General features: G+C 41.3%; 23 protein-coding genes. 18 read left to right on the top strand and 5 right to left on the bottom strand.

Annotated features, from left to right (window positions below; genetic code table 11):
• The first annotated feature begins 11 nt into the window (after window positions 1-11).
• Both mazG and J4E76_RS10290 read left to right on the top strand, forming a co-directional pair.
• On the top strand, window positions 12-824 hold the full coding sequence (gene mazG / locus J4E76_RS10295; RefSeq protein WP_208503849.1) for a nucleoside triphosphate pyrophosphohydrolase: 813 nt from the start codon (window positions 12-14) through the stop codon (window positions 822-824).
• Window positions 821-2596 (top strand): chloride channel protein, encoded by a 1776-nt coding sequence (locus J4E76_RS10290; protein ID WP_208503847.1) that lies wholly within the window; start codon window positions 821-823, stop codon window positions 2594-2596. Before mazG ends, J4E76_RS10290 begins: the two co-directional genes overlap by 4 nt.
• A 560-nt stretch (window positions 2597-3156) precedes the next feature.
• Here J4E76_RS10290 and J4E76_RS10285 read toward each other — a convergent pair.
• The 5 genes from J4E76_RS10285 to fumC form a co-directional block, all read right to left on the bottom strand.
• Complete coding sequence (locus tag J4E76_RS10285; protein ID WP_208503846.1) at window positions 3157-4650, bottom strand: GH3 auxin-responsive promoter family protein; 1494 nt, start codon at window positions 4648-4650, stop codon at window positions 3157-3159.
• 37 nt (window positions 4651-4687) lie between these two features.
• Complete coding sequence (lptB, locus tag J4E76_RS10280; protein WP_208503844.1) at window positions 4688-5419, bottom strand: LPS export ABC transporter ATP-binding protein; 732 nt, start codon at window positions 5417-5419, stop codon at window positions 4688-4690.
• Between the two features lie 19 nt (window positions 5420-5438).
• Entirely contained in the window at window positions 5439-7139 is a 1701-nt protein-coding gene (gene recJ / locus J4E76_RS10275; RefSeq protein ID WP_208503842.1) for a single-stranded-DNA-specific exonuclease RecJ, read from the bottom strand.
• A gap of 86 nt (window positions 7140-7225) precedes the next feature.
• Window positions 7226-7879, bottom strand: coding sequence for a hypothetical protein (locus J4E76_RS10270; protein ID WP_208503840.1), 654 nt, complete (start codon window positions 7877-7879; stop codon window positions 7226-7228).
• Window positions 7880-7920: 41 nt separating this feature from the next.
• Window positions 7921-9321, bottom strand: a complete 1401-nt coding sequence (fumC, locus tag J4E76_RS10265; protein WP_208503838.1) for a class II fumarate hydratase — start codon at window positions 9319-9321, stop codon at window positions 7921-7923.
• 288 nt (window positions 9322-9609) lie between these two features.
• Between fumC and J4E76_RS10260 the strand changes: the two genes are divergently transcribed.
• The 16 genes from J4E76_RS10260 (at window position 9610) to J4E76_RS10185 (ending at window position 25139) form a co-directional block, all read left to right on the top strand.
• Complete coding sequence (locus tag J4E76_RS10260; protein WP_208503836.1) at window positions 9610-10317, top strand: LiaI-LiaF-like domain-containing protein; 708 nt, start codon at window positions 9610-9612, stop codon at window positions 10315-10317.
• Between the two features lie 87 nt (window positions 10318-10404).
• Window positions 10405-11460 carry a sensor histidine kinase gene (locus J4E76_RS10255; protein ID WP_208503834.1) on the top strand — a complete coding sequence of 352 codons (1056 nt, stop codon included), beginning with the start codon at window positions 10405-10407 and terminating at the stop codon, window positions 11458-11460.
• Entirely contained in the window at window positions 11457-12203 is a 747-nt protein-coding gene (locus J4E76_RS10250) for a LytTR family DNA-binding domain-containing protein (protein ID WP_208503832.1), read from the top strand. The genes J4E76_RS10255 and J4E76_RS10250 overlap by 4 nt, the downstream gene beginning before the upstream one ends.
• Window positions 12204-12294: 91 nt before the next feature.
• Window positions 12295-12621 (top strand): PadR family transcriptional regulator, encoded by a 327-nt coding sequence (locus J4E76_RS10245; protein ID WP_208503829.1) that lies wholly within the window; start codon window positions 12295-12297, stop codon window positions 12619-12621.
• A 2-nt stretch (window positions 12622-12623) separates the two neighbouring features.
• On the top strand, window positions 12624-15233 hold the full coding sequence (locus tag J4E76_RS10240) for an ABC transporter permease (RefSeq protein ID WP_208503828.1): 2610 nt from the start codon (window positions 12624-12626) through the stop codon (window positions 15231-15233).
• Between the two features lie 105 nt (window positions 15234-15338).
• Complete coding sequence (locus J4E76_RS10235; protein ID WP_208503826.1) at window positions 15339-17507, top strand: TonB-dependent receptor; 2169 nt, start codon at window positions 15339-15341, stop codon at window positions 17505-17507.
• A gap of 10 nt (window positions 17508-17517) precedes the next feature.
• Window positions 17518-17964 (top strand): DUF2141 domain-containing protein, encoded by a 447-nt coding sequence (locus tag J4E76_RS10230; protein WP_208503824.1) that lies wholly within the window; start codon window positions 17518-17520, stop codon window positions 17962-17964.
• A 184-nt stretch (window positions 17965-18148) separates the two neighbouring features.
• On the top strand, window positions 18149-18793 hold the full coding sequence (locus tag J4E76_RS10225; RefSeq protein ID WP_208503823.1) for a hypothetical protein: 645 nt from the start codon (window positions 18149-18151) through the stop codon (window positions 18791-18793).
• A 71-nt stretch (window positions 18794-18864) separates the two neighbouring features.
• Window positions 18865-19539 carry a hypothetical protein gene (locus tag J4E76_RS10220; RefSeq protein ID WP_208503821.1) on the top strand — a complete coding sequence of 225 codons (675 nt, stop codon included), beginning with the start codon at window positions 18865-18867 and terminating at the stop codon, window positions 19537-19539.
• 15 nt (window positions 19540-19554) lie between these two features.
• Window positions 19555-20589: a sensor histidine kinase gene (locus tag J4E76_RS10215; protein WP_208503819.1), complete on the top strand. Its 1035-nt coding sequence runs from the start codon at window positions 19555-19557 to the stop codon at window positions 20587-20589.
• Window positions 20586-21344, top strand: a complete 759-nt coding sequence (locus J4E76_RS10210; protein ID WP_208503817.1) for a LytTR family DNA-binding domain-containing protein — start codon at window positions 20586-20588, stop codon at window positions 21342-21344. The genes J4E76_RS10215 and J4E76_RS10210 overlap by 4 nt, the downstream gene beginning before the upstream one ends.
• Before the next feature lie 4 nt (window positions 21345-21348).
• Window positions 21349-21837, top strand: coding sequence for a DUF2306 domain-containing protein (locus J4E76_RS10205; protein WP_208503815.1), 489 nt, complete (start codon window positions 21349-21351; stop codon window positions 21835-21837).
• 30 nt (window positions 21838-21867) lie between these two features.
• A complete protein-coding gene (locus tag J4E76_RS10200; protein ID WP_208503812.1) occupies window positions 21868-22614 on the top strand; it encodes a hypothetical protein in 747 nt (248 codons plus the stop codon).
• A gap of 57 nt (window positions 22615-22671) precedes the next feature.
• Complete coding sequence (locus J4E76_RS10195) at window positions 22672-23550, top strand: helix-turn-helix transcriptional regulator (protein WP_208503810.1); 879 nt, start codon at window positions 22672-22674, stop codon at window positions 23548-23550.
• Between the two features lie 54 nt (window positions 23551-23604).
• Window positions 23605-24471: an NAD(P)-dependent oxidoreductase gene (locus J4E76_RS10190; protein WP_208503808.1), complete on the top strand. Its 867-nt coding sequence runs from the start codon at window positions 23605-23607 to the stop codon at window positions 24469-24471.
• Window positions 24472-24530: 59 nt separating this feature from the next.
• On the top strand, window positions 24531-25139 hold the full coding sequence (locus J4E76_RS10185) for a YkgJ family cysteine cluster protein (RefSeq protein WP_208503806.1): 609 nt from the start codon (window positions 24531-24533) through the stop codon (window positions 25137-25139).
• Window positions 25140-25163: the final 24 nt, after the last annotated feature.

Below are 25163 nucleotides of genomic sequence, written 5' to 3'. Positions count from 1 at the left end.
AGGAAAAACTGATGATTCAACCCCCAAAAGATTTACGTAGAAAGGAAAAACTCGAAGCCTTCGATCGGCTTTTGACGATTATGGATGAATTGCGATTGAACTGTCCATGGGACAAGAAGCAAACATTGGAAAGCATTCGTCACCTGACCATTGAAGAGACTTACGAGTTGTCAGACGCCATTCTGACAGAAAACCTGGATGAGGTTAAAAAGGAGATTGGTGACCTTATGCTCCATATGGTCTTTTACTCAAAAATTGCAGATGAAAAAAAGGCCTTTGATGTAGCAGACGCTTTGAATTCTATTAGTGATAAGCTAGTGAATAGACATCCTCACATCTATGGAGATGTTGAAGCAAATGATGAAGAAGCTGTAAAAGCTAATTGGGAAAAGATCAAGCTTAAAGAAAAAGGCAACAAGTCTGTTTTGGGAGGAGTACCGAATTCATTACCGGCCCTTGTAAAAGCGATCAGAATTCAAGACAAAGCTCGAGGCATTGGCTTTGACTGGGAAAAGAAAGAGCAGGTTTGGGAGAAGGTGGAAGAAGAGATGCAAGAATTCAAAAATGAATTCAACGTAGCCAAAAACGGCACAATCGACAAACAAAAAGCTTTAGGCGAGTTCGGAGATCTTCTTTTTTCATTGGTCAACTATTCTCGATTTATCGATATTGACCCGGAAGAAGCACTCGAAAGAACAAACCTCAAATTCATAAAGAGATTTCAATACTTGGAAACGGAATCTAAAAAAGATGGTAAAAATATCAGTGAAATGAGTCTTGAAGAAATGGACCAGTACTGGGAAAAGGCCAAAAAACTAAAATGAATTTCAAAAAGCTCTTAGGTAAGTTTTTGATTTGGCGTATTCGCCATATCCGTACCAAGAATTTCGTAATTATTCTGGGTGGGCTTATCGGTGTTATTGGTGGCATCGCTGCAGTTACCCTAAAGAGTCTCGTTCATTTTATACAAATTTCATTATCCGGGCTTAGTGATTCCTTTATTTACATCTTCTTCCCTGTCGTAGGTATTCTCATCACCGCCCTACTGGCCAATTATGTCCTAAAAGAGAGGTTGGGCCATGGAATCACTACAATTCTGTACGCTATTTCGAAGAAATCAAGCATCATCAGCCGGACAAAGATGTACAGTCGTATGCTCACCTCTGGGCTTACTGTGGGCTTCGGGGGTTCTGTCGGGCTCGAGGCTCCAATTGTTGTAACAGGTTCTGCGATTGGCTCCAACATTGGTCGTTTGATGCATTTGAACTATAAGCAACGCACCTTAATGATAGGCTGTGGAGCGGCTGCAGCTATATCGGGCATATTTAATTCGCCTGTTGCTGGTGTGATTTTTAGTATCGAAGTGATCTTAACGGATGTAACGATTGCCGCTTTCATCCCATTGCTGATAGCTTCGGTAATTGGTTCCTTGATTTCAATGCTATTGCTTGGAGATGATGTGCTCTTTTCATTTGATCTAACAGATCCATTTTTGGCCGGAGATTTCATTTTCTACTTGATTTTAGGTGTCTTCTGTGGACTCATTTCTTACTATTTCTCAAACACCACCCAGTTTGCAGAGAAGCTGATGTCAAACATAAAACAGCCGATTATCAAAGCGATTGTCGGTGGTCTGGGCTTAGGTGTGTTAATGTTATTTTTCAACCCTCTATATGGTGAGGGCTATGATACCATCAAGCTGATCCTCAATGGTCAGGCTTCCGAAGTGCTAAGCAATAGTCAATTCTTTGCTGATGTGTCTAACGAATGGATTTTAGTGGGTTTAGCTTTTCTGGTCCTGCTTTTGAAACCAATCGCGACAGGGCTAACCATCGGGGCAGGTGGCAATGGAGGAATCTTTGCCCCTTCTCTCTTTATAGGAGGCATTACAGGATTTCTATTTGCACAGGTTAACAATCTACTAGATTTTGGAAGAACGCTATCAGTCAGCAATTTCACTTTGGTAGGAATGTGCGGGGTAATGAGTGGCGTATTGCATGCCCCTCTGACGGCAATATTTTTAATTGCTGAAATCACCAGTGGCTATACACTATTCTTGCCATTGATGCTTGTTTCAGCCGTAGCATTCAGTACCAATAGTTACTTTCAGAAGCATTCCTTTTACACTGCCAAATTGATTGAGTCAGGCGATCTTATACAACATGATAAGGACAAACAGCTTCTCAGTCTCATGAACATTTCTAAGCTTCTTGAAAAGGATTTGATGACCATTCAGCCGCAACAGAAATTAGAAGAATTAGTCGCATTGGTTAAAAAGTCAAATCGAAACATTTTTCCAGTTGTCGATGAAGAAAACGTCTTAAAAGGCATAATTACACTTGATGACATCCGAGAGATCATGTTTGATCCAGAATCTCAAAAAAGTGTAATTGTTGAAACATTGATGCATAGACCTCCAGAAACGGTCTCTCCAGATGATCATATGCAGGAAGTGATGTCAAAATTTGAAAAAACGGGTGCATGGAACTTACCCGTTATAAAAGATGGCCAATATTTAGGTATAGTTTCAAAATCACGAATCTTCAATACCTATCGAACTAAGCTAAAACGTCAACAGAAAGAAATGGGCTCCTAAATCGCCCATTTTTGAGCCCAGAGGCATGTTCTAAAAGATTTCAATAATTCACTTTCTACTTAAAGTGAAAATAGTTATCAACAAAAATCAACAATAAGATTTGATGCTTAATCATCTATAGATCAGTTACTTATGTGTAGTTCGGTTGTCCCTGTGGATAAACATTGAAAATTGTGGAAAAAAAATCTCCTAAAAAATTGATTCTTTTTTTTGTCTAAAAATCACTTATGAGTGACTCTAATGCCTTAAAGAAATTGTTTAATTTTTTGCTAAGAAATCCTTCACTAAACTAATGGCAAAAATGTGTTCGAGAGCGACCAACGGCAAGGTTAAAAAACCATTAAAGTCAGATATATAAGCTGTTACATAATTATTACCTAATGCCTAACTATACTAATACTACGTTAACTCTATTTTAATACTAAGTTCATTAGTTGATTCAATGAACTCAGCCGTATTAGAAAAGTACAATTTTCTCGAAAGTGTTGAAAAGGAAGATTTTGTGTATGTAATACAAAATTTAGGAAAACACCCCTTCAGCATCAAGCCTCCTAATGAGGCTATGATTTGACCTGTAAAAGGCTCAGAATCTCATCGAGGTACTCACGGGTATTTGATAGTCGAGGTACTTTATGTTGCCCTCCAAGCTTACCTCTTTTTCGCATCCATTGGTAGAAGGTACCTGGTGCCGCCTTATGAACTATGGGAGGAGACAATGCCATATCCTTATAGCGCTTGGCATCATAGTCAGAGTTGATGCTTCTCAGCGTCTCATCGAGCGCCATCGCAAACCGCGCGAGATCATCTGGATCTCTTTCAAACTCCACAATCCATTCATGAGCGGCATTCTCCTCTTTATCGAAATATTTCGGGGCTGCCGTAAAGTTATTGATTTGGGCTCCAGTCTTTTCACATGCCTCCGCAATAGCTCTTTCGGCATTCTCAACAACGACTTCTTCACCAAAAGCATTGATGAAATGTTTTGTTCTTCCCGATATCTTGATTCTGAATGGGTCGATAGAAGTAAACTGCACAGTATCGCCAATCTTATAGCGCCACAAACCAGCATTGGTTGTAATCAATAGAGCGTATTGTTCTCCAATTACCACCTCATTAAGCCCTATAACCTTGGGTGATTCATTGTGAATTTCTGCAAAAGGAATGAACTCGTAATAGATTCCATAGTCCAGCATCAGTAGCATATCATCGGCCGAAGGGTCATATTGAATCCCAAAAAAGCCCTCTGATGCATTATAGGTCTCCATATAACGCATTTGATCAGATGGAATGAGGCTCTTGAAAAGGCTCTTATAAGGACCAAATGCCACAGCTCCATGAAAAAACACTTCGAGATTCGGCCACACCTCATGAATATGGCTAGCTCCCTTAAGTTCAAGAACTTTCTGCAAGAGGATAATGGTCCAAGTGGGAACACCGGAAATGCTCGTGACATTTTCCTGCATGGTATACTCCGCCATCTTGTCAATTTTGGACTCCCACTCTTCCATCAAGGCGATGTCCAGCGTTGGCGTTCTAACAAACTTGGTCCAGTATGGAAGGTTAGACATGATAACAGCTGATACGTCACCATAAAAGGACTCGCTATTACTATCGAATTGATTGATTTGCTGGCTTCCTCCAATGGTCAACCCCTTTCCATCGAACATCTTTGTCTCTGGAAAATTATTGCAATAGATGGACAGCATGTCCTTGCCTCCTTTGAAGTGGCATTCTTCCAGTGCTTCATAAGAGACAGGTATAAACTTACTCCGGGCATTTGTGGTACCGGAAGATTTGGCGAACCATTTGACATCTGAGGGCCAGAGCAAATTTTGTTCACCCGCCATATTTCGCTCAATATACGGGCAGATGTCTTCGTAGGAGGAGACAGGAATTAATCTTCTGAATTGCTCTTCAGTATGCACATCAGCAAAGCCATGTGTTCTACCGAATTCAGTGTTTCTACCAGTGGTAATTAATCTTTTGAATAACTCTTCCTGAACTTCATGAGGGTATTTCATGAATAGATCGATCTGGTGCATGCGTTTTTTCATGACCCAGGTGAGTATGGAATTCAGGATAGCCAATGGACTAGATTTTTCGTTTCAGCTCAAAATGCTTTCCAAGATATACTTTCCTTACTTGCTCGTCAGCTGCCAATTCTTCTGCTGTGCCCGCCTTTAATAGCTTGCCTTCAAACATCAAATAAGCACGATCGGTAATAGAAAGTGTCTCTTGCACATTATGATCTGTGATTAAGATACCAATATTTCTGTTTTTTAGCTTGGCCACGATGGATTGAATTTCTTCTACTGCGATGGGGTCTACCCCTGCAAAAGGCTCATCGAGCAAAACGAATTTCGGGTCGACAGACAGTGCTCTGGCAATTTCAGTTCTTCTACGCTCTCCACCTGAAAGCACTCTACCCAAGTTCTTTCTCACATGCGTCAAACTGAACTCTTCTAAAAGAGACTCCATCTTCTCGCGTTGAGCCTGCTTAGAAAGCTTAGTCATTTCTAGCACCGCAAGAATGTTTTGTTCTACTGTGAGCTTTCTGAACACCGATGGTTCCTGTGCCAGGTAACCAATGCCTAATTGCGCTCGCTTGAACATTGGCAAAGGTGTGATGTCCTCTCCTTCCAGCTTCACCGTCCCTTCATTTGGCCTTACTAAGCCAACAATCATATAGAAGGTGGTGGTTTTACCTGCTCCATTTGGGCCTAAAAGACCCACAATCTCTCCTTGATTCACTTCAACAGAGACTTCGTTTACAACTTTTCTCTTCTTGTAAGTCTTTATCAGGTTATCTGCAGATAATTTCATTGAGGCAAAAATAGTTTAATCAATCAAATTTGATGTCTTTGATAAAGAGTTGGAGGGATTTATGTCCTCTAAATTCATTCTCCTCGATAGTGTATGCAATATTAAAACGCATGCCACTGTCGATCAAATCGGAATATTCTCCAAAACCAAAGCCGATTACATCATAAGCAACATTCGTACCTTCCTGCCTTACACTGAACTTCAAATGCTGTTCTTTTAAAACTTTAACATTTGTGGCATAAACATTTTCAGAGACAAATACCGGCTGCATATTTTGAGGGCCGAACGGTGCCATTTGTGAGATGATGTTGTAAAACTTCTGGTCAATCTCCTCAAGCCTCATAAGCGAATCGATCTTAAGGCAAGGAATCAACTGATCATCGGTGATCTTCCTTGCAACGGCTTCCTCAAACCTCACTTTGAAGGCTTCAACATTCTCGATAGGCATAGTCACACCAGCAGCATACATATGTCCTCCGTATTGCTCCAACAAATCAGAACATTCACAAATGGCTTCGTAAACATCAAAACCCATAACCGATCGGGCTGAGCCTGTCACCATGTCATTTGATTCAGTAAGAATAACTGTGGGCTTATAGAATTTATCAATGCACCGAGAGGCAACGATACCGATAACTCCTTTATGCCAATCATGCTTATATAACACTGTCGACTTAGCTTGCTCAAAGCCTTCATCGGAGTGAATCATCGCGATGGCCTCTTCAGTAATCGAGCTATCAAAGTCTCTTCTCGCATCATTGGTATCATTGACAGTATTGGCAAGTGCTACCGCGGCCTCTTCAGTTTCGGCAAGAAGCAACTCCACGGCCGAGCCCGCATGCCCCATTCTACCAGAGGCGTTTATTCTTGGTCCAATACCGAAGACTACACTCGAAATGGTCAGGTTTTTCTGAACCTTGTTCAAGGCAATCAATGCTTTCAAACCTGGCCGAGGCGCACTATTAAGCTTTTTAAGGCCGAAGTATGCCATAACCCGGTTCTCCCCTGTTATTGGAACAATATCAGAAGCAATACTGACGGCTAGTAGATCTAAGAATTCATAGGCCACTTCTGGCTCAATGCCCGATTGAATGCTGAACCCTTGTAGCAGTTTGAAGCCCACGCCACAGCCAGACAGCTCTTTGTATGGATAGGTACAGTCTTTGCGTTTGGGATCGAGCACAGCGTAAGCCGCTGGTAGCTCATCCCCTGGCATATGGTGATCGCAAATGATTACATCTATGCCTAGACCATTGGCCATTTCAACCTTATCCATAGCCTTAATACCGCAATCCAGCGTTACAATCAATGAATACCCATTGTCTTTAGCATATTGGACACCCTCGGCCGACACACCGTAACCTTCTTTATAGCGATCGGGAATATAGTAGCCGAGTTGATCGTAAAAGGCATTAAGGAAGCCGTAGAAAATCGCTACTGAAGTGGTACCATCAACATCGTAGTCTCCATAAACCAGTATTTTCTCTCCATTCCCAATGGCTTCGGTCAGGCGATTTACAGCCTTGTCCATATCCTTCATAAGGAATGGATCGTGTAGTTGATCTAATGATGGCCTGAAAAATGAGCGAGCCTCATCGAAGGAAGCCACTCCTCTCTGAGAAAGAAGCTTAGCAATGGTTGAACTAATCTGGAGTTCATCTTGCAAGAGATCGACAATCGCATTATCATATTCACCCTCAAATAACCACCGCTTCTGCATTAGATAAAATTAAAAAATACTTGTCTTATAAGGCATAAAAAAAGCAGTACCTCGAAAGGCACTGCCCTCAATAATATGTTCACAACTTAGTTGTTAGACACTTTCTCTATTGCGATAACCTCTTTCAAAGGAACTCTCTTACCATCGCGGTAAGGTACTATCCAAGCGTCTTCCACACCCATTTCCCTCAAATAGCGTTTAAGAATATTGGCGTCATCGTAGTTTCTGAAGTTTCCGATTATATACTTTCTCAATTCGTTGCCCTCTTGATCGAAGTCCTTGGCTGTTTCGGCATACTTAGCTAAATCAATCTTGCGGAAGGCTCCTACTTGAACTTTGAACACAACACCTACACTAAAATCCTCACCGTTGATCAGTTCAGGGTTATAGACTGGAGTAATGGATTGGTCTTTAAGGTTCTCTATTTCTCTTTGTGCCGCTTGATATGCCGCCTGCATTCTTGTCACCTGTTTCTGTAGGTCACTAACCCTATCATCTTTGGTAGACACCTGTCGTTCCAAGTTTTGAATCTCCCCTTCAATACTCGCGATTTGAGCTTTCTGCTTTACATTCTCATCATAAAGCAGCTTGAAGTCTTCAATAGACATCTTTTTCTTACGCTTTGCCCACTCTTTCAATTCTTTCTTTGTTAGGGGGCGGCCTTCTGTGGTTTGTGCCAAAGCAACCGAAGCCACGAAAATTCCGAGTATGAGCGTTAAAAATACTTTCTGAGATTTCATCGAGTAATTATTAATTCTAAGTACAATTTAGGACAATAAGGTCAGCTTTTCAAACTACCTATCATATCCTCCGGCCTTACCCACTCATCGAACTCATCTGCCGTCAGATAGCCTAAATTAACAGCCTCTTCCTTCAAGGTTGTACCATTTTCATGGGCTGTTTTGGCGATTTTGGCAGCTTTTTCATATCCGATCTTGGTATTCAAGGCGGTTACCAGCATTAACGAGTTATTGAGGTGTTGCTGTATACTTTTTGTATTCGGTTCTATGCCGATCGCGCAATTCTCTTCGAAGGATACGCAAGCATCTCCGATCAAACGTGCAGACTGCAAGACATTATAGGCCATTACCGGCTTGAAAACATTCAGTTCATAATGTCCTTGCGCACCACCAATAGAAATTGCCACATCATTACCCATTACTTGAGCACAGACCATGGTCATTGCTTCACATTGGGTAGGGTTTACCTTACCAGGCATAATGGAAGACCCTGGTTCGTTTGATGGAATAATGATTTCACCAATGCCTGACCTAGGTCCAGATGCCAACATTCTAATGTCGTTAGCAATCTTATTCAAGGAGACAGCTATTTGTTTTAATGCACCATGGGTTTCTACCAGAGCATCATGGGCTGCCAACGCCTCGAATTTATTCTCCGCAGTAATGAATGGAAGCCCTGTAAAATCAGCAATCTTCTGTGCTACATGCTCGGCATAGCCTTCTGGAGTGTTGATGCCCGTACCGACAGCAGTACCTCCTAAGGCTAACTCAGACAGGTGATCGAGTGTATTTCTTATTGCTTTTAATCCATGGTTAAGTTGCGATACATAACCCGAAAACTCTTGCCCTAAAGTAAGAGGAGTAGCATCCATTAAATGCGTACGTCCGATTTTTACCACTTGCATGAAGGCTTCAGATTTCGCCTTTAAAGTGTCTCTGAGCTGCTCAATACCCGGAATAGTCGTTTCCAACACCATTTTATAGGCAGCTATGTGCATCCCAGTTGGATAAGTGTCATTTGATGACTGCGATTTATTCACATCGTCATTAGGGTGAATGAATCTCTCCCCTTCTCCTAACTTATTTCCCGCAATGACGTGTGCTCGATTGGCAACCACTTCATTAACATTCATGTTAGATTGTGTTCCAGAACCGGTTTGCCATACTACAAGGGGAAACTGATCATCGAGCTTACCTTCTAAAATCTCATCACAAACAGCGGAGATTAAGTCTCTCTTCTCAGCAGATAAAACACCTAGATCACAGTTCGTATGGGCTGCAGCCTTTTTCAAATAAGCGAAGCCATACACTACTTCTAGTGGCATGCTACCCTCAGGGCCTATTTTAAAGTTATTTCTAGATCGTTGGGTTTGGGCTCCCCAGTACTTATCAGCAGGGACTTTAACGTCACCCATTGTATCCTTTTCAATTCTATATTCCATGTGAATGAGATGTTTTCAGCAGGCCAAAATTAGGCATTGAAGCCTTTATACTAAAAGAAAAACAAGGTTATTCACCGATTGGTGCCTACAAACCAAAAACTTCTGTCGAACCGCCCGACCATTTACCGAGTGCTGGCGTGCGTTTACCGATTTCACGAACCCGCAAGGCCTAAAGACCCCGTACATTTGAGTAGTCAAAAACAACAAACAACATTTGGTCTAGAGGTTGGTCCCTCGATTAGCCCAAAGTCAAAACTCAAAATACAACAACGCTTAAAACTAACAGTCATGGAAAATAAAATGAATAGACGAATTTTTGTAGGAGCAGCCTTCCTTGTAATAGGTCTACTTCTCACTTTCGACAACCTAGATGTCTTCAACTTCGACTTACCTGATTATGTCTTTCGTTGGTATACCTTCTTAATTATTCTTGGTGTGTTCTTGGCCACTGTTAGAGAAAAAGTAGGTGCCGGAATTACATTGATCATCATTGGTTCAATATTTCTGGTAGATCGGATGTCGGACTATTATTACTGGGATTTTTATATCGAAGACATCTTTAGATTATGGCCTTTGGCTTTCGTAGGAATTGGTTTATCTCTGATTTTGAAGAGAAAAAGTAATAACGACTACGAAAAAAAAAATATTGAAAACGACAACGATCATGTCGATGAGATCGGAATTTTCTCAGGGGCAGAACGTAAGGTTTATTCAAAAGAATTCAAGGGAGGTAAACTCACTTCGATATTTGGAGGAACAGATTTAAACTTAGTAAACGCTGATTTAGCTTGGGGCACGAACGTATTGGATGTATTTGTTTTGTTCGGTGGTTGCGATATTAGAGTTCCTTCTGACATGAATGTCAAAGTGAAAGTAACTGCAATTTTTGGAGCCTTTTCAGATGAAAGAAAAGTCATCAACGAAAATGAAGCCAACGATGGTAAAGAATTGATCATAAAGGGATTGGTTCTTTTCGGAGGCGGAGAGGTTAAATAATAGATTTGGATTTACGGGAGTTTCAAATTGAAGCTCCCGTTTTTTTGCTCAAAGATTTCGTAATTTCCGCTTAGCGCGGATTTTTTTATGGACCACCCCTTTATCCGAAATAGAAGTATCATCATTTATTCCATCATCTGGTTGGTGATCGGAGGGTTATTTGCCTTTGCCCTATACTATTTCTATGATTTTGAAGCCAAAATCGCTGCCCTTGATAGCTTGGTATTCAATGGTATTTTCTTTGGCTTAGGCCTCGCCTACTGGTTTAATGTCCGATACAACTCCTTTGAAAAGTCACAACTGCTAAACCTTGCCATGAGTCATGTGGCAGCTTTGGTGATTTCCATTGCCTTGGCAATATTTCTATCTAAGAGTATTCTAGTAAGGGTCTCAGCAGATGAGGAATATCTGATCTTTTTAAATCAATCCATTCCTTGGCGTTCGGCATTAGGCTTAATGTATTACTCTATCATCATTTTGGTGTATTACCTTATTCTGTACTATGATGATCTTACTCAAAAGAACAATGAGCGCTCCCAGTTAGAGACCATGCTTAAGAGTTCTGAGTTGGAGATGTTGAAATCCCAGATCAACCCGCACTTTATTTTCAATAGTCTTAACTCTATAGCTTCGCTTACCATTGTCTCTCCTGAAAAGGCTCGTGATATGGTCATCAAGCTTTCCGAATTTCTTAGATACTCCCTCGGTAAGGAAAACGACCAAATGAATACCATGAAGGATGAGTTGAACAACATCATCCTCTATCTTGATATTGAAAAAGTCCGTTTTGGGGATCGGCTTTCCGTGGAAACAGAAATTAGTAAAGAGTCTCTTCAACTTAAACTCCCCAACCTGATTCTTCAACCTTTATTCGAAAATGCCATTAAACATGGTATTTATGAAAGTCTGGAAAAGGTCACTGTCAGTCTCAAGGCATGGCAAGATCAAAACATCCTTAGGGTTGAAGTCACTAATCAATTTGATCCTGAAGCTACAGGTAAAAAGGGAAAAGGAATAGGCTTAAAAAACGTGGGAGAACGACTCCACTTGATTTATGGGGTCCCTCAATTGGTATTTACTGAGAAGACTGATAACTTATTCACCGTTCGATTAGATATTCCTCAAATCGCCACTGACTTATGATCCGAGCCATTATCATCGATGATGAAAGTTTAGCAAGAGACCTGATCAAGGCCTACCTACAAAAATTTAGTGAAATCGAAGTGATCGCTGAATGTGGAGATGGCTTTCAAGGTTTAAAGGCCATTCAGGAACACAACCCTGATCTGATTTTTCTGGATGTTCAAATGCCCAAAATTACCGGCTTTGAGATGCTAGAGCTTTTGGATGAGCCTCCAGTAGTCATATTCAGTACTGCTTTTGACCAATATGCAATCAAGGCATTCGAACTAAATGCGACAGACTACTTATTGAAACCCTATGCTGAAGAGCGTTTTAACGAGGCTATAGAAAAGGCTAAGACCAAGGTAGGTACCAAAGGAGCCGCTAAGGCTGAATTGGAAACTCTTCAAGAGACTAGGTCAGAAAGTGATGAGTCTCTCGATAGAATTGTTGTCAAAACCGGCAACAAAATCCAGATTCTTCCATTAGAAAGCATCTCTCACTTTGAGGCGCAGGATGATTATGTTGCCATCCATTCGGAACAAGGCAAGTATCTGAAGCTTCTTCGCATGAAGCATTTAGAGAACCGATTGCCTAAAGGCGAATTTGTTCGTATTCACAGGTCTCACATTGTCAACGTCAAGCAAATCGAGAAGCTGGAGCTCTACGAAAAAGATTCCTACCTCCTCTCTCTCAAGACAGGAAGCCAATTACCCGTAAGTAGAAGCGGTCATGGCAAGCTCAAGGAAGTTTTGAAATACTAGGTGCAACCCTCCGCCACTTTAGCTGTCCATTAGGTAAGTTCATTTCTTTTACAAAGTATATACTTATATTAGTTTGACAAAATATATATAAATGAAAGGTAACTATCTGGGTGAATTTGAGGAATTGGTCATGCTGACTTGCGCCATTCTTAAAGACGAAGCATATGGCATCAACATAGTGCAGGAAATAAAGGCGAGAATGGATCGGTCGGTTAATCTCAGCGCTGTTCATGTCACGCTCTATAGATTGGAAGACAAAGGTTTTGTCAGGTCTTTTTATGGGGGTGCAACATCGCAAAGGGGTGGCCGAAGAAAGCGTATTTTTCAGCTTACCTCTTTAGGGGTAAAATTACTTCAACAAGTAAATGAGAAGCGCCAAAACTTATGGGATCAACTTCCTGAACTAAAGCCGCTATAGCAATGAAAAAGCGGAGCGAATCTCCCCCAAAATGGGCCTTACGTTTATTCAAGTCTCTTTGTCCGGAGCAACTGCAAGAAGGCATTATTGGAGACCTATTGGAACAATATGAATTTAATCTTCAGGCCAAGAGTAGGTTCAAAGCTAATGGCCTGTTCATTTATAACACCTTCCGATTTCTTCGGTATGGCATTTTAAAAAGAAAAGACACCAGACATAAATCAAACATTACCGCCATGTTCAGAAACTATTTTTTAACCTCGGTTCGCGCACTTTTGAAGCAGAAGTTTTACTTCTTTCTCAATGTGTTTGGCCTATCAATTGGCATCGCAGCCTGCCTGCTCTGCTACCTTCATATCAATTATGAGTTGAGCTATGACCAGTATAATACTAAGGTAGATCAAGTTCATAGGCTCATTACGGGTGATGTAAAAGGCGGCAATGGTTGGGTCAAGGTTTCTGCTCCCATGCCTCCGACACTTAAACGAAATATTCCTGAAATAGAGCGTTATACCAGGCTGACGAATATCACACGCGACCCTCAGGTGACCGTTGAGTACAACAACACCATTTTTAGCGAAAGTAAATTCTTCCTTGCTGATCCTGACATTCTAGAAATATTCAGCATCAATATGATCAGAGGAGAAAAGTCATCTGCTCTGGCTGGTCTCAACAATGTTATTCTATCAGCTTCTTCTGCCAAAAAATACTTTGGCAATGAGGATCCTATGGGCAAAACCATACGGGTTGATGATCAGCATGATTTTCTAGTTTCTGGAGTTTTTGAAGACATCCCCTTCAACGCTCATTTTGAGTTCGACTTTCTAAGCTCATTTTTAAACTTAGAAACGATTCTTCCCGGAACCAGCCTGACTGCAAACTGGGGCCAATTCAATTACTTCGCCTATCTGGAATTGGCAAAGGGTAGCGATCCCGCTAGCGTACAAGCTAAAATTCAAAGTACAGAAGTTAATATTGGTGATAATAGAAATTTTGACCTCAGCCAAATCGGTATTCAGCCTCTATCAGAGATCCACTTTGTTGATAATAGAGGAAACCTTAAGCAGGCCTACAACTTCAAATACATCTATATCTATGGAGCCATTGCTTTGGCTATACTGTTTATCTCCTTTATCAACTTTGTAAACCTTAGCATTGCGGGTTCAACCAAAAGACTGAAAGAGGTTGGCATCAGAAAAGTAGTTGGCGCCAGCCGAGGCCAGTTGATCATACAGTTTATAGCCGAGTCGTTCTTGATCGCATTTTTTGCTTCGGTCGCTTCGATCCTTCTGTCAAGTTATTTATTCATTCCCGCTGTGAATGATCTTATGAATAGCCAAATCACCTTGAATCTGACTGATCCATTTATGCTTTCAGTCGTAGCGAGCTTAGTGCTTTTGATTGCCTTAAGTTCAGGTTCTTATATTGCATTTTTCATTATCTCCTCCCAGCCTATAAGTGCTCTAAAAGGTGGACTGAAAACAGGAAACAAAGGAAATACCTTCAAAAATATACTGCTCGGCCTCCAATTCTGTATCTCAACAGTACTCATCCTATCAAGCATTTTCATATACAAACAGCTCAATTTTCTTGGAAACAAGGATTTGGGAATGTCCAAAGATCAAATCGTCAATGTGGCCCTGAGCAATACAACTGCTCAAGAGAATGGTGACCTGCTGGCTTCGAGATTCGAACAGATCTCAGGAGTAAAAAATGTATCTGCCACAGACTTTAGACCAGGAGGTGCTAACTGGAACCAGACCGTATGGTGGGAAGGACAGCAAGAGCCAATTAGCATGTTTTTGATTGGAGCGGATGAGAACTTCGTAGAAACCGTAGACATGGAGCTGATCGAAGGAGATTTGGCGTCTATCAGAAGCAATCAAAACACCCAGTACATTTTGAACGAAGCGGCCCTAAAGCAAATTGGCTGGGAAAGTGCCCTGGGTAAGTCTTTCAGCGCCTTCGGTCAAGCGAGTGCCGTCCCCATTTCCGGGGTCGTAAAAAATTACAACTTCAGGTCTTTACATCACAATGTTGACCCCTGTGTATTGGTAATCAGAGCCAATAGAAATCATAACCAATTGGCAGTAAAATTAGACGGAAGCAATGTTCCGGCATTAATATCCTCTCTAGGCGCTGCATATTCTGAGGTATTACCCGAGATGCAGTTCGAGTTTTCGTTTATGGATCAAAGCTTTGCTAAGCTCTACGAGGCGGAGACGAGAACAAGCAAAATTGTGGGTGTACTAACATTTGTAGCTATCCTTTTGGCGGTATTGGGTCTTTATGCCCTTTTGACTTTCGCTGTTCAGGAGCGCACTCGTGAGTTGGCCATCAGAAAAGTACTGGGTGTAAAAACTCAGCAGGTGTTACTATTACTATCAAACACCTACGTGCGCCTGATGATTATTGCGAACGTGATTGCAATTCCTGTCACTTGGTATATGCTCAGTGAGTGGTTGAATAATTTTAATTATAGAATTGATCTTGGAGTCTTCACCTTCCTGACCGCCATACTGATGACCTTTACTATCATCTACCTAATCGCTGCCCTTAAGACTTGGCAATCGAATAGAATCAATCCAACGGAAGCGCTGAGAAACGAATAAAATCAATTCATGACGATTCATCCTGTCAATCCTACGATTCGGTAAGACTTATTTATAGGAGTCCTATGACCATTGCACATTTGAGCTATCAAACACTCAAAAGCAATGCAACGTCTAAAACTCATCCTAACAATTTTTGCCCTGAGCACAGTTAGTGCTCTTGGGCAAACGGTCATTAAAGGCACCGTTAAAGATGCCAAGGGAGGCAGCATTCCTGGTGCCAACATTTACATCAAAGACACTTTTGATGGAGTCAACTCTCAAGCGGATGGGTCGTTCGTCTTTGAAACTGAGGAGTCTGGTAGTCATATTCTGGTGGTCAGTTTTATTGGCTTTAAGGATATCGAAAAGCCTATTGAGCTCACGGGAAAGCCATTGGTACTGGATCTAATCTTGCAAGAAGAGATCAATAAGCTTGATGGTGTAACCATTACAGCTGGTGCTTATGAAGCCAGTGATGTTAAAAAAATCACAGTCTTAAAACCTCTTGATATTGTAACCACAGCCAGCGCAGCTGGCGATATTATGGGAGCCATCAATACACTTCCAGGAACAGCCACCGTGGGTGAGTCAGGTCGTCTTTTTGTACGAGGTGGTGAGGGCTACGAAACCAAAGTATTTATTGATGGGCTTGAAGTCCGAAATGCTTTTGGTGCTACTGCTCCCAATGTACCCACACGTGGTCGTTTCAGTCCTTTCCTATTTAAAGGAGTCACCTTCAGCACCGGAGGATATTCTGCTGAGTATGGACAGGCCTTGTCCTCAGCTTTGGTATTAAATTCAAATGACATTGCAGAAAAAACACAAGGCGACATTTCACTCATGTCTGTTGGCGGAGACCTCGCTTACACCAAAAAATGGGATAAGACCTCTGTCTCGGGTAAAATTCAGTATACCGACTTAAGGCCATATCAAGATTTGGTTCGTCAATTTTTTGATTGGGAGCAAGCGCCTGTCGGCAAAGTGGGAGAACTGGTTTTCAGGCATAAAGTCAGCAAGAATGGGCTATTGAAAGTCTATACGAATATTGATGTTTCCAACTTCAGAATCCGCTTCCCTAATATCAATAGAGATGGGATCAAAGACACCATTAGCGTAGATAATAACTATGCTTATGTAAACGCAAGTTATAAAGACATCCTCAACAAGAAGTGGTCAATTCGTGGTGGTCTTTCTACTACTTACAATAAAGAAAAGGTAGGCTTCAACAACGATAAAATTGATGAAGTAGAGAAGGGAGCCCATGGTAAAGTTGCCCTCAATTGGGATGCAAGTGATAAAATCACCGTCAATATGGGGGGTGAATTTTTCCACAAGCGTTTCGATCGATCTTTCGGTCTTTCGGATGGTCCTTTAGACAGTTTTGGCTTCGAAGACAATATGATTGGAAGCTTTGTCGAAGCAGACTACTTCGCATCTAACAAGCTCGTCTTCCGCACAGGCGTTCGTTATGAGCATTCAACATTGGTCAATCAAAATTGGGTAAGCCCTCGATTGGCAATGTCTTATAAAGTAAATGACTACGGACAGTTCTCTTTGGCCTACGGCAAGTTTTTGCAATCTGCACAGAATGACTACGCTTTTGTAAACCGACAGTTGGCTCCTGAGCAGGCAACACATCATATTTTCAACTATCAATACATCCGTGAAAACAGAGTATTCAGAGTAGAAACCTATTGGAAGAAGTATGATGATTTAGTAAAGTTTCAGAGCCCTAATGACTTCAATCCATTGAACTACAACAACACTGGTTTCGGTGAAGCCAAGGGTGTGGATGTATTCTGGAGAGATGGCAAGACTTTTAAGGGAACGGACTACTGGGTTTCTTACTCATTTGTAGACTCTGAACGTAACTATCAAGACTTCAACACGCTGGCGACTCCCTCCTTCTTATCTAAGCACAACTTTTCATTTGTATTGAAGCACATGGTACAACCATTAAGGACACAATTTGGAGCGACTTACAATTATGGATCAAGCAGGCCTTTTCACAACCCAAACAGGCCTGGTTTTCAAAACGATCGCACGCCAGATTATCACGATTTAAGTCTGAATGCAGCCATTCTGCTCAAGCAAAACATTATCATTTATATGTCTTCTTCCAATATTTTTGGAAGGGACAACATATTCGGCTATGAGTACGCAGCTCAGCCAAACATCGATGGTATTTATGACAGACAGCCTGTAAGACAAGGCGCTAAGAGGTTTATCTTTCTTGGCTTGTTTATCACGCTTACCAAAGACGGACAGGAAAATCAATTAGAAAATTTATAAGTCAAAAATCATGAAAACAATCACAACAATAATCATCGTAATGGGACTAATGATAGGCATGGTTCCTACAAAAAAAGAAGTAGAAGGCGTAACGGTAACGGTAACCGTTGGTAGCCTAAGAAATGAAAACGGCTATATCGCTATCGCTCTTCACAATGGAGAAACCGAGTTTCCTGGAGACGATGCATTTATGACCAAGTACGTGGAAGCTGATGGAGGATCTGTGGAAGTAGTATTCAAGAATGTACCGGTCGGAGAATATGCTTTGGCAGTACTGCACGATGAAAATGGTAATGAAGAAATGGATTTCAACAGCTACGGAATGCCATTAGAAGGCTATGGATTTTCAAATGAAGCCATGGGTGAGCAAGGCCCTCCAGATTTTGAAGATGCTGCTTTTGATGTAGATGAAGATACTGACGCTTATGTTGATTTAATGTATCTAGGTGGTTTCTAGAATCCTAAAAACTCTTTTTAAATCCTCGGCTTGCCGGGGATTTTTTGTTTTGAGAAAGGTAAACCAAAACTAGTCTTTCTTCTTCTACGATTCATCTGGCTTATTCTACGGTTCGGTCAATCCTTTTATGCCGCTTCGCAGGTTCGAACTACATTTAACTTATCAAAAACGAAAACACAGGATCATGAAAAAGATATTTTTATTAATCGGATTATTAGTCGCAGGATTCGCGCTTCACGGGCAAGGTAAGGAAGCTTACACTAAAGCAATGTCAAAGGCATTAACTCAAATGTCTACTGTAAAGACCATTGAAGACAGACAGGCTGTGGCCAGTCAGTTTGAAAGAATTGCAGCTAAGGTTGATGAAGAATGGTTACCTAGCTACTACGTTGCACTTAACTATATCAATATGTCTTACATGGCTGAAGGCATCAGCACTAAAGACAAGTACACTACAAAAGCACAAGAGTTTATAGACAAAGCAATCGCTCTCGAGCCCAATAATGCGGAAGTAGTGGCCCTTCAGGGTTTCAACTACATGACTCAGTTAGCGGCAGACCCTAATTCTAGAGGTCAAATGATGTCTGGTAAGGCTATGCAACAATTTAGCATGGCAGTAAGAATAGCCCCTGAAAACCCACGTGCTAACATGTTATTAGGACAGATGCAGCTTGGTATGGCACAATTCTTTGGGTCGCCAACTGACCAGCCATGCGCAAAGGTCAAGCAAACTATTCCAGCCTTTGAGGCAGAAGAGGCCAATGTGACGCTAGAACCAAACTGGGGGAAAGCGATGGCAGAAGGCATCATCAAACAATGTGGTCAATAAAAGAAGTTTTTGCTGAAAGCACTCACATTCGCGTGGTGCTTTCAGCCTAATAACTAAAACATCAACTCCCAATGGAACAGGCGCTCATCTTATCACATGTTATCGCAGGAATCACCTCCCTAATAAGTGGAATTATTGCTGGATTTTTCGGTCGAAAAGGAGGAAAGTTGCACAGACAAGTAGGTAAAATGTTTTTCTGGTGCATGTTCTGGGTTTTTGTAAGTGCCATTCTCATAATAAGCTTAATTCATTTCAATGCCTTTTTAATGGTAATCGCAGTTTTCAGCTTCTATATGGCCTTTTCAGGGTACCGTGCTTTGAAAATGAAGAAGACAAGAAAGGCAGAACAAATTGACTGGATCGCAGCCATTACAACCCTTCTATTTGGTTTAGGAATGATCGGCATGGGTGTCAACTATCTAGTACCAACATCCTTCTCCTCAGTCATTGGTTACTTATGTCTGTTTTTTGGTTTCTTCACTGCAAAAACCGCTTGGGATAACATACAAATGTATCGCAAACTCGAGTCGGCCGATAAGATGTGGTGGTGGTTTGCTCACATGAACTCTATGTCAGGAAGCCTTATCGCTTCGGTTACAGCATTTCTAGTCCAAAATGGTGAGATCTTTAACTTTCCTAATTCATACAGCTGGGCCCTGTGGGTCTTACCTACTTTTGTTGGGTTTCCAATTGTGAGTTATTGGGCCAGAAAATACAAAGCACAGTTCAATACAAAGGCTGTTTAAATATTATCTTTAATCATGGCGATTTATACGTTCAAGAAAGTTTGGCAAAGGGAGCTGGTGCATTTCATTCTCATATTTGCCCTAGGCTGTGCAATGGCTTTTGTCTTTGATACCAGCCTTTTTAATAAGCCATGGATCAACATTCGCTTAAGCATGACTTACTCCGGCTTTATGTGGCTTTTCTTTTGGAAAGGAAACTCATATCTGGTCGATTTCTGGAACAAAAGAATCTCTTGGCTAGAGCAACCAGGCAAGAGGTTTATCATCGGAGTCATTACAGTGCTCGTCTACACCCCTCTGGTTATTGTGGGACTTAATACCTCATACAATCTACTGCCAGGGGTAAGCACAAATTGGGGCGGAGTCGATGTTCTGATCTCCATCGGAATTACCTTTTTCATCACCTTTTTTATGTTCGCGAAGACCTTCTTGGACAATTGGAGAAAAGCCTCCTTAGATACAGAACGTATCAAGAGGGAGCAGATGTCAACAAAGTATGAGTCGCTAAAAAATCAGGTCAACCCTCATTTTCTGTTCAATAGCCTCAATGCCTTGACCAATCTTGTGTATGAAGACCAAGACATGGCAGCAGACTTTATTCGAAAATTATCCAAGGTGTATCGCTACGTTTTGGATAATCAATCGAAGGAAGTTGTACCGCTGGAAACGGAACTTGCCTTTGTGAACTCCTACCTTTTTCTTCAAAGGATTCGATTTGACGACAAGCTGAAAGTCAAGATTGACATTAGCGGGTACGAGAACAGAATGATTCCGCCAATCGCGCTGCAAATGCTCTTTGAAAATGCGATTAAACACAACACCATTGCCGAAGAAGAGCCTCTATATATTGACGTACACATCGAAAATGGTGAGCTATTGGTCATCAAGAATAATCTTCAAAAGAAGAACATTCCAATTGAAGAATCTTCTGGTGTTGGCCTAAAGAATATAAAGGCTCGCTACGAATTTCTTAGCCCAACGAAGGTTGAAATTCAGGAAACTGATTCAGAATTTATTGTCAAACTCCCATTGTTGTCTTTTTCCGAATGAAAGTACTATTAGTCGAAGATGAGTCGATGGCCGCGAAAAGGCTAACAAGGCTTCTACATGATTTGAACCCCAGCATAGAGATCCTTGCTCAGCTAGACTCTGTCAAGAGAGCTGTGAAGTGGCTAAATGAAAACGAGGCCGATCTATTATTCTTTGATATACAACTTGCCGATGGACTCAGCTTTGAAATTCTAGAGCAAGTCCAAGTGAGTGCTCCGATCATTTTTACAACGGCTTTTGATGAGTATGCTATTCAAGCCTTCAAATTGAATAGCATCGACTACCTATTAAAGCCGATCGATCCGGAAGAGTTAGGCAATGCGCTCAAGAAGTACGAGGATTTGTTTGCCAAAAGAGAGGTTCCTTCAATGAATATGGCACTTATCGAGCAGGCCATGCAGATGATGACAAAGAAGTACAAAGAACGATTTGTGGTCAAAATAGGAGAGCATATTCACACAATTGCCACTAACGATACAGCCTATTTCTTCAGTCAAGAAAAAGCCACCTATCTGCAAACCATCGAGAAGAACAGGTTCATTATAGATTATACCTTAGAACAGGTAGAGCAACTGGTCAGTCCGGAGCAATTCTTTAGAATTAATAGAAAATATCTTGTTTCTCTCGATGCCGTCAAAGACATAGTGACGTATTCAAACAGTCGATTAAGGCTTATTCTAAAGCATTCAGATGATATGGATGCTATAGTCAGTCGAGACAAAGTACAGGAGTTTAAAAAATGGTTAGACAGATAGTTGCATGAACAACTTAGTAGGAAGTGAAATTGGCCTCGTACACTTAATTGCCTCATTGGTAGCTACCGTTGCAGGCACTATAGTGATAGGAGCGCGAAAGGGAACAAAGTTCCACAAACAAGTTGGCTATGTCTATGCCATATCCATGCTTATTCTAAACCTTACTGCCTTCATGACCTATCGGCTCTTTGGCACTTTCGGTATCTTTCACTACGGTGCAATTGGCAGTCTGTTAACACTTTTGGCTGGGATGATTCCTGCGATAAGAAGGAAAAGCAAAAGGTGGATTTACCGCCACTTGGGCTTTATGTATTGGTCGGTCATTGGCCTTTATGCTGCTTTTGCATCCGAAACATTTACCAGGATACCAGAGACTCCCTTTTTCGGAATGGTAGGTATAGCGACTGGAGTGATAATGCTCTTGGGCGCAAGATTCTTCATCCGATATCAAAAACGCTGGAATGAGCAGTTCTCAAAATATGTGAAAGACTAGCCGAAGCAGTCTTTTCGTTTATATTTGGACATGCTCAAGAGATTCGTTCTATTGCTTTTGCTGTGTTCTGGCAATATGCTTATTGCACAAAAACCGTCTGGCTTATGGGTGCTTAAGTATGTAAAAGCCCTTCAACCTGTTTTTACAATGGTACAAATTGACGGCCAATATGAAATGGTGGACGAGGACCCACAGGACTCCACTTTTCTATACAACTCAGGCCTAATGACTCTCGAATTCAGCAAAAGACAAAAGCCAGTAAGTCATGCATGGGATGGCAAGGAACAATGGGAAATGGACCTGAAGGATAACGAGATTTTCCTTTACGGTAAAAGAGACACCCTCTATGGCAGCTACAACACGGAAGAAATTATTCTGCGTTCTACGCTTGACGATCGGCCAACATATTATCATTTCACTCCACTTAAGGAGAAGAAGATATCCACACCAGCAATATTAGAGGGAAAATGGCAGATTGACTCTTCAAATCGACTCCTTAAAGATCTTCAAATAAGTTTTTCAGAGGATAGCACTTTTCAGATCACTACAGGCAAGAGTCTTGAAAGTAAAGTTTACTTTACGTATGATATGGAGAAGATAAAGGGTATAGAATACGATTTCCCTCCAAAAACAATAGAGAGTAAAGACAATGAGCTGGGTACTATCTACCTATTCAAAACAAGAAGAAAAACGATCAAAGGAGTCTTCTATCCTGTTACTGATGGTGTTTCTATACCAATCCGAAGTGAGCTTACACTTCTTCGAATTGACAACTGACCGAAAAACACAATTTTCATTAATTTAATCTTTCAATCTTCGCGGTAGAGATTAGTCATGAAAATTGTACCCCAAGCCTTCTATCTATCTCCAGCTATTAAGAAAATAATGGTTGACGGAGACTGTTCAATTATCCACAAGCAGGCATACAAAATGGACCTCGATAACCAAAGGTTGCTTTCAGCGCATGCTTTGACCATAGTATCAAGTGGGGCATTAATGGTCCACAGAGATGAAGGTATTCCCGTCAAAATTAATTCTGGTGAGATGGTTCTTCTTCCAAAAGGGCTCTATGCCATCACAGACCTTATACCTGATGACAACCCTTTTGAGGCCACCGTCATCTTCTTTAATGATAACATAGTCAAAGAGTTTCTAGAGCAAAAAACCAATGATATCTCAGAGGTAAAACCTGAAAGCACTCCCTCAAAATTTGATGTAAATAGCTCCTTCCGGGCATTCATTGATCAAACTATTTCATTATATGAGCATATGAAGCCAGGTCCATCAATAGTCAGGAATAAAATACTCGAAGCGCTTCACATGATTTGTGACACAAACTCAAATGGTGCTTTCATAGACAAGGTTTTAGCCCTAAAAACTAATCCAAAGAAAGAACTACTAAGGTTTATGAAGCTTCACTTTGATAAACCCTTGAGTGTAGAACAGTTCGCTCAGCTCAGTGGCAGAAGTATCTCTTCTTTTAGACGAGACTTTCGACAATCTTTCAAGGTTTCACCAAAAAAGTGGCTCATCCATCAGAGGCTCAACAAGGCAGAGATTCTTTTGATTCAAGAAAGAATCACTGTTACCGATGCCGCTCTAAGCTCAGGTTTTACCGATATTCCTCATTTTATAAGGTCATTCAACAAACAGTTCCTTAATACGCCAAAGCAATATTTGTTATCAAAACGGGACAAAAATCAATCAAACTAGTGCCTTGGTCGAAAAACACAATTTTCAAGCGCACACCTCAAATACTTTTGCCAAATGAACACAAGAAAAATGAAAATCGGATTTGTCGGGCTTGGTATAATGGGAAGTAGAATGGCAGCCAACCTCTTGAAGGAGGGGCATGAGCTCGTTGTCTACAATCGTTCAATTGACAAAGCTCAATTACTAGTGGACCAAGGAGCCTCAGTTGCCAAAAATGTCAAAGACCTTGCAACCCAAGTTGACTTAGTTTTCACGATGCTGTCGACACCCACAGTAGTCAGAAAAACAGCAGCAGAACTGCTCCCCAACCTAAGACCTGACAGCTGGTGGGTTGACTGTAGTACTGTGAACCCTTCTTTTTCAAGAGAAATGGCACAGCTATCGAAAACACATGGTGTGAACTTTATAGATGCTCCAGTTGCGGGTAGCAAGGCCCCAGCAGAGAATGGCGAGTTGCTATTTTTGGCCGGAGGACTAGAAAAAAACCTAAAGCCTATATCTCCCTATTTAGACTCAATGGGCAAAAAGACGATTTTTCTTAATGAAATAGGAAATGGTGCTAATATGAAAATGCTGATCAATCTTATGCTCGCCCAATCAATGGCCACCTTTTCAGAGGCAATTGCTTTAGGGAAAGGTATGGGATTACACCAAGAGCTTCTCTTGAACATTATGACTGCTACGCCTGTCGTCTCACCTGTTATGGGCTTGCTTAAAGACAGGCTCGTTGCCGAAAACTTTGATGTCAACTTCCCGCTAAAATGGATTCATAAGGATATTCTACTCGCTTTAGAAACGGCTGAGGAAGTAGGTGTCCCAATGCCAAGCCTCAATCAAACGGAGATACTCTATAGAGATGCCTTGGACAAAGACCTTGGAGAATTAGACTTTTCGGCAATCTATAAATCTCTGGTAATCTGAAAATTAATGATCGTCCATGGTTGATTTCCATGTAAGTCATCTACCTTGTCTAGAGATAGATGTCCATAATCAGCAAAGTGAAGGCGGTTGAAAAGATTTTTGCTTCCCTCGATAAAGAAATCTCAGCCCTTCAAGCCACCAGTGGACTTCATTGCATTTCGGGGTGTGGAAAATGCTGTTTTAAACCCGATATCGAAGCCACCCCGTTAGAGTTTCTTCCATTTGCTTTCCATCTCTACCTCACCAATCGCATAGAAGAAAAATATGACCTACTGCTAGAAAGGGAATCTAGCACCTGCACGATTTTCGAGCCACAACAAAGTTCATTGGTTAATGGAAGTTGCTCTGAGTATAAATTCCGGGGCTTAATTTGTCGATTGTTTGGTTACTCAGCTGTCAGAAATAAATATGGAAAAACCAGCTTTGTCACCTGTGCTCCCTTGAAAACCCAAAGCCCTGAAAAAGTCAACGCCATCAATACCGCAATAGGCAATGGGGGAAATGTTCCTATGATGAACGACTACTACTTTCAAATTAGAAGCATTGACCCTGACTTAGGCAATAACCTGCTTCCCATTAACCAAGCCATTCGACAAGCGATGGAGGCAGTTATGGGTTATTATGCCTATAGACAACCACCGCCAGCTCCGGGAATGTTAAGCGCATAAAAAAGCCCAAGATTTTCATCTCGG

The organism is Roseivirga sp. E12, from assembly GCF_017592825.1.
GTDB lineage: Bacteria > Bacteroidota > Bacteroidia > Cytophagales > Cyclobacteriaceae > Roseivirga.
Note: the sequence above shows the minus strand (reverse complement) of the source record. Positions and strands in the feature narration are given on the sequence as shown.